This is a genomic window from Microbacterium sp. MEC084, from assembly GCF_004514465.2.
GTDB lineage: Bacteria > Actinomycetota > Actinomycetes > Actinomycetales > Microbacteriaceae > Microbacterium.
In genome coordinates this window covers 1-4,986 of the sequence record NZ_MYFP02000037.1, presented here as the reverse complement: position 1 = coordinate 4,986, position 4,986 = coordinate 1, and the positions used below count along the sequence as shown (strand labels likewise).

General features: G+C 70.2%; 8 protein-coding genes. 4 read left to right on the top strand and 4 right to left on the bottom strand.

The genetic code is table 11. The features are described 5' to 3' along the window. Together B5M43_RS14720 and B5M43_RS14715 are read right to left on the bottom strand one after the other, a co-directional pair. On the bottom strand, positions 1 to 199 hold a 199-nt coding region (locus B5M43_RS14720; RefSeq protein ID WP_230668060.1), incomplete at its 3' end, for a transposase. Positions 200 to 245: 46 nt separating this feature from the next. After that, positions 246 to 1,358 carry a DMT family transporter gene (locus B5M43_RS14715; RefSeq protein ID WP_374198174.1) on the bottom strand — a complete coding sequence of 371 codons (1,113 nt, stop codon included), beginning with the start codon at positions 1,356 to 1,358 and terminating at the stop codon, positions 246 to 248. A gap of 41 nt (positions 1,359 to 1,399) precedes the next feature. On the opposite strand from B5M43_RS14715, the gene def reads away from it, so the two are divergent. The 4 genes from def to B5M43_RS14695 all read left to right on the top strand — a co-directional run bounded on the left by def (position 1,400) and on the right by B5M43_RS14695 (position 3,713). Then, a complete protein-coding gene (def, locus tag B5M43_RS14710) occupies positions 1,400 to 1,966 on the top strand; it encodes a peptide deformylase (protein ID WP_134747261.1) in 567 nt (188 codons plus the stop codon). Between the two features lie 108 nt (positions 1,967 to 2,074). Then, complete coding sequence (locus B5M43_RS14705) at positions 2,075 to 2,602, top strand: septum formation family protein (protein ID WP_055988728.1); 528 nt, start codon at positions 2,075 to 2,077, stop codon at positions 2,600 to 2,602. A 29-nt stretch (positions 2,603 to 2,631) separates the two neighbouring features. Further along, positions 2,632 to 3,108 (top strand): cupin domain-containing protein, encoded by a 477-nt coding sequence (locus B5M43_RS14700; protein WP_134747259.1) that lies wholly within the window; start codon positions 2,632 to 2,634, stop codon positions 3,106 to 3,108. Positions 3,109 to 3,308: 200 nt separating this feature from the next. After that, positions 3,309 to 3,713: a hypothetical protein gene (locus B5M43_RS14695; protein ID WP_134747257.1), complete on the top strand. Its 405-nt coding sequence runs from the start codon at positions 3,309 to 3,311 to the stop codon at positions 3,711 to 3,713. 7 nt (positions 3,714 to 3,720) lie between these two features. Here the strand turns inward: B5M43_RS14695 and B5M43_RS14690 are convergent, their stop codons facing one another. Further along, positions 3,721 to 4,560 carry a hypothetical protein gene (locus tag B5M43_RS14690; protein ID WP_230668266.1) on the bottom strand — a complete coding sequence of 280 codons (840 nt, stop codon included), beginning with the start codon at positions 4,558 to 4,560 and terminating at the stop codon, positions 3,721 to 3,723. Between the two features lie 205 nt (positions 4,561 to 4,765). Then, positions 4,766 to 4,986: integrase core domain-containing protein (locus tag B5M43_RS14685; RefSeq protein WP_230667932.1), on the bottom strand; the 221-nt coding region annotated here is incomplete at its 5' end.

The following is a 4,986-nucleotide window of genomic DNA, read 5'->3' as shown; positions in this document are numbered from 1 at the left end:
GCCAGGTCCATACCGTCTGCCACGGCCCGAACACCTCCGGCAGATCCCGCCACGCGATCCCGCACCGATACCGGTAGACGATGCCCTCGACCATCAACCGCGCGTCCGCGAAGGGCCGTCCCCTGCGCCCGGTCGGGCGCGGCAGCATCTCCTCGAGCAACGACCACTGAGCATCCGAGAGCACCTGAAACCGCGTCACGACCTCAGACTCTCAGCGCGCCGCCGAACTATTTGTCAGACACGCCCTAGCGCTCGGGGTCCTCGTCGGGAGGCGGCATCCGGCGTGCGAGAAGGTCATCCGGGTCGCGCATCGCGCGCAACTGATCGAGCGGGGTGCCGCCGCGCGGCTGCTCCCCCGTCTGACGGGCGGCCCGGTCGATGCCCTCGTCGCGACCTCGGGCGATCCCGAGCTCCTGGCTCTCGCTGACCACCTGCGGGTGGTGCCGTGCGAGCAGGAACACGCCGTAGGAGGCGATCGCGCCCGCGATCACGAACACGACCAGCGCCCACACGGGCGCGTGCGAGGCCTCGCCGAGCACGATGGCGCCGATGAGGACCGCGACGATCGGATCGATCACGGTCAGGCCTGCGATCACGAGGTCCGGCGGCCCGGAGGAGTAGGCCGTCTGCACGAAATACCCGCCTGCTGCGGCCGCGGCGAGGAGCGCCACCAGGCACACGATCGTGATCCATTCGAAGTCGCCGGACTTGATCCGGACGATCACGACCTTCGCGAGCGTGGCGACGAAGCCGTAGAGCACGCCAGCGGCGGAGATGTAGAACAGGGCGCTCATCCTGTGGCGCAGCATGACCCACGTGGTGATGAGCAGGATCGTCACGATCAGCAGGATCGCCAGCACCGTGAGCAGCTCGAAGTCGCTCAGCGGCCGCTCGGTCGCGTACAGGGCGGCGACGATCACGAACAGGAAGATGCCGCCCACGCACAGACCGATGGACCCGAGCGATGCGCGCGTGGGGATGTGGCCGGTCATCTGCGCGTTCAGGAGCGTCGTGATCACCAGCGACACCGCGCCGAGCGGCTGCACCACGATGAGCGGCGCGACCGAGAGGGCGCTGAGCTGACAGATGATCGCGACGGCCAGCAGGATCGTGCCGATCACCCAGGACGGACGCGTGAGCAGGCGCCAGAGGTGCGAGATTCCGAGACCCGTCTCGCCCGTCTCGCCCGAGATGCGCTCGACCTTGCGGACGCCTTGGCTCTGATACTGCGCGCCGAGCGACATGAACACCGCGCCCGCGAGCGCGAGCGGGATGCCGAGCAGCAGCCCGGGGTTCTGGAACGCTCCGACGAGCACCTCGCCGACGCCGTCCACTCCGGCCAGAGTCCCCCACTGCACGGTCCCACGGTACCCGCCGACCCCCGCATTACGCTGGAGGCATGGCCGTGCTCCCGATCCGCATCATGGGCGATCCCGTCCTCCACGCTCCCGCATCCCCCGTCGAGGAGATCACGGACGAGATCCGCGCACTGGTCGCGGACATGTTCGAGACCATGGATGCCGCCCCCGGGGTCGGGCTGGCCGCGCCGCAGGTCGGCGTCCCGCTGCGGATCTTCACGTACTCGTACGAGGACGACGAGGGCGCGCCGTGGCGCGGGGTCATCCTGAACCCCGAACTCTGGATGACGCCGCTCGTCCCGGGCGAGCCGGACGAGGACGAGGAGTCGGAGGGGTGCCTGTCGTTCCCCGGCGAGCGGTTCGCGCTGCGCCGCTCGGAGCGGGTCATCGTGACGGGAACGGATCTGGACGGCGAGTCGGTGCGGATCGAGGTGGACGGCTGGCGCGCGCGCATCATGCAGCACGAGTTCGACCACCTGGACGGCGTGCTGTACATCGACCGGCTCACCGGATCGGACGCGAAGCTGGTGGCGAAGATCGCGCGCAAGCGCGGATGGGGACGCCCGGGCGCCAGCTGGATGCCGGGCATCGACGACCTCGAGGGCTGATCGGGGCCCGCTGGGCGGGGCGCACGCTGGCCCCGCCGCCGCGCACCGGTCTACTGTGAGCCACAGAGGCGGCGGCACGCCTGCCCCGGACCCGATCGGAGGCGGACCATGGTCCAGACGCACCGGGCGCGAACGATCGCGGCGGCGGGCATCCTGACGACGACGCTCGCGATCGGCGGCTGTGCGACGATCGGACAGCTGTTCGGCGGCGGAGCGCCGCAGCGTGACGACGAGACCAACCAGGTGACCGAGTCGGCGGACGTCGACGTGTTCCAGCTCCAGGTGGGCGATTGCCTGAGCCTCGGTGACGACAGCCAGTTGTCGTCGGCGTCGGTGGTCCCGTGCTCCGAGCCGCACACCGACGAGATCTACCACGAGTTCGAGCTGCCCGACGGCGACTGGCCCGGCGAGGAGGCGGTCCAGCAGGCCGCGGACGAGGGCTGCTACAAAGCGTTCGAGCCGTTCGTCGGCAAGGCCTACGAGGAGTCCGTTCTCGAGTACATCTACCTCACGCCGACCGAGGCCGGATGGACCGACACCGGCCTGCAGGACCGGCTCATCCAGTGCGTCGTCTATGAGCCGGGCGATGGCGCCCCGGTCGAGATCGAAGGGTCCCTCGAGGGATCCGCCCGCTGAAGCCGCAACGACAGGAGGGATCCGCCGCCATGACCATCGAGGACAACGGCCCACGTCCGAACGCGTTCGACATCGAGACCGCCACCATCGAGAACGACACCTACCGGACGGTCGCGTGGACCGGCCGCTACCTGCAGGTCACCCTCATGTCGATCCCGGTCGGAGAGTCCATCGGACTCGAGGCGCATCCCGAGACCGACCAGTTCCTGCGCATCGACGCCGGACGTGGCCGCTGCGTCATGGGGCCGGCCGAGGACCGGCTCGATTTCGAGCAGGAGGTCTCGGACGGCTGGTCCATCCAGGTCCCCGCCGGCACCTGGCACGACGTCATCAACACGGGTGACGAGCCGCTGCGGCTCTACACCGTCTACGCGCCGGTGCACCACGCCAGCGGCATCGTGCAGGAGACGAGCGAGGACGCCGAGCGCGACGAGTCCTCGGGCGCCGACGAGCCGCCCGCCTGGACCGTGCAGCCCTCCGAGGACGCGCCGGATCAGCACGCCTGACGCGGGTTCACCCTCCGCCCCGGTCGTTGAGCGGAGGCGCGCCAGCGCCGGAGTCGAAACGTCGCCGAGCCTCCGCTCCGGGCCGCGCCCTTCGTCCACAGGATGCGCGTTCGCGGAGTTATCCACTGAAGTTGCGGTTTTCACTTTGGACCTGGGATTCCCGGGGTCCGGATGTCGGTGGCCCGGAGGATGATCGGGGCATGACCTTCCTCGACGACTTCCAGGCGCATGTGGACGCGATCGCCTCGCTCGTGCCCTCGGACGTCGCGCAGGTCGCAGCGATGTCGGATGACGATGCGCTGCGGTTCATGGACCTGTCGGCCGCGTTGCGCAAACACGGCGACCGGTTCAGTGTGATCGCGGCCGGGGTGGCCGCTTCGCGCATGGCGGGCTGGCGCAGGGGCGCGGGCACCGGAACGCGGTCGCGCTGGTGCAGGAGGTGGCCGGGACCTCGCGCGGCGAAGCAGCGCGGCAGGTGCGGCTGGGGCAGTCGCTGCTCGAGACCGCACAGACGGAGGGGCCGGATGTCGCCGACGCACCGGATGTGCCCGTCGCCGTGCCGTGGCATGCGCCGCTGGACCGCGCGCTCCTCGACGGCGCGCTGACCTCGGCTCAGATGGATGCCATCACCCGCGGGCTGGGCGCCCCGCCGGAAGGAGCCGAGGAGGCGTGGCGGCTCGCCGCCGAACAGCTGGTCACGGCGGTGTCGGAATACACGGTCGAGGACCTCGCAGCCACGGCACGGGCAGTGCGGGACCGGCTGGACCCCGAGGGGCGGAAGAGAGGTTCCTGGCCCGATACGAGGCACGCGGGTTCCGGATGTGGACCGACGCCCACGGCGGCAAACACGCCCGCTTGGACTTCGACGACGAAGGCGCCGCGTGGGTGCAGTCCCTCATCGCCGCCGGGCTCCGACCCCGACTCGGCGGACCCCGCTTCGTCGACAGCGAGGAGGCCGCGAAGGCGCAGTCGCTGGTGGAGGACCCGCGCTCGAACGAGCAGCTCCAGTACGACCTGCTCATGGATGTGCTCCGGGCCGGCGCGCTCGCCGATGCCGAGCAGGTGTTCGGCGCGCGGCAGCCCGGGGTGCGGCTCGTGTCGGTGCTCGAGGACGGTCGCGTCTCCGGCGGCCACACCGAGGACGGCGGGCACTCCCTGCCCGCCCCCGCGATCGAGCAGGCCATCTGCAACACCGGGTACACGCCCGTGACCGTCGACGCGTGCGGGAACCCGCTCGACGTCGGCCGGGAACAGCGGCTGTTCACCCCGAAACAGCGCATCGCCCTCGCCGTCCGCGACGGCGGATGCATGTGGCACGGCTGCGGCATGCCCGCCTCCTACTGCGAAGCCCACCACATCGACGAATGGTCCGCCCACGCGGGCCGCACCGACATCGACCGGGGCATCCTGCTCTGCCGGTTCCATCACATGAACCTGCACCACCACGGGCACCGGATCACCCGAGAGCGGGGCGGGCCGTTCGTCCTGCACCCACCCGGCGGGGAACCGGTTCCGCTCCATTCCAGATCACCGCTGCGATGGATGTGGGACCCACCACCGAGGGCAGTTCAGTCGCCAGGCCTGTCGGCCGCGATCGCCGCGACAGCCTCGATCTCGACGAGCTGGTCCTTGAAGCGTCCCCGGTTCTCTGCCGCTCCTATGCGGGTGCCAGCACCGGGTGGGATGGCGTTTCGAGGTCAGCGTAGTAGACGGCCTCGAACTCGTCGGGCGGGACATCGCCGAGCGTGGAGTGCAGGCGCCGGTGGTTGTACCAGTCGACCCATTCGGCGGTGACCCATTCCACGTCGTCGACGGTCCGCAGCGGCCCGTTGCGGAATGGGGAGTCGTCGCGGATGGCTTCGTTCTTGAACAGCCCGA

Bases quoted from the DNA above. Each gene is read 5' to 3' on its own strand.
- def (WP_134747261.1), top strand. From the start codon at position 1,400: ATGGCCGTGCTCCCGATCCGCATCATGGGCGATCCCGTCCTCCACGCT.
- B5M43_RS14705 (WP_055988728.1), top strand. From the start codon at position 2,075: ATGGTCCAGACGCACCGGGCGCGAACGATCGCGGCGGCGGGCATCCTG.
- B5M43_RS14700 (WP_134747259.1), top strand. From the start codon at position 2,632: ATGACCATCGAGGACAACGGCCCACGTCCGAACGCGTTCGACATCGAG.
- B5M43_RS14695 (WP_134747257.1), top strand. From the start codon at position 3,309: ATGACCTTCCTCGACGACTTCCAGGCGCATGTGGACGCGATCGCCTCG.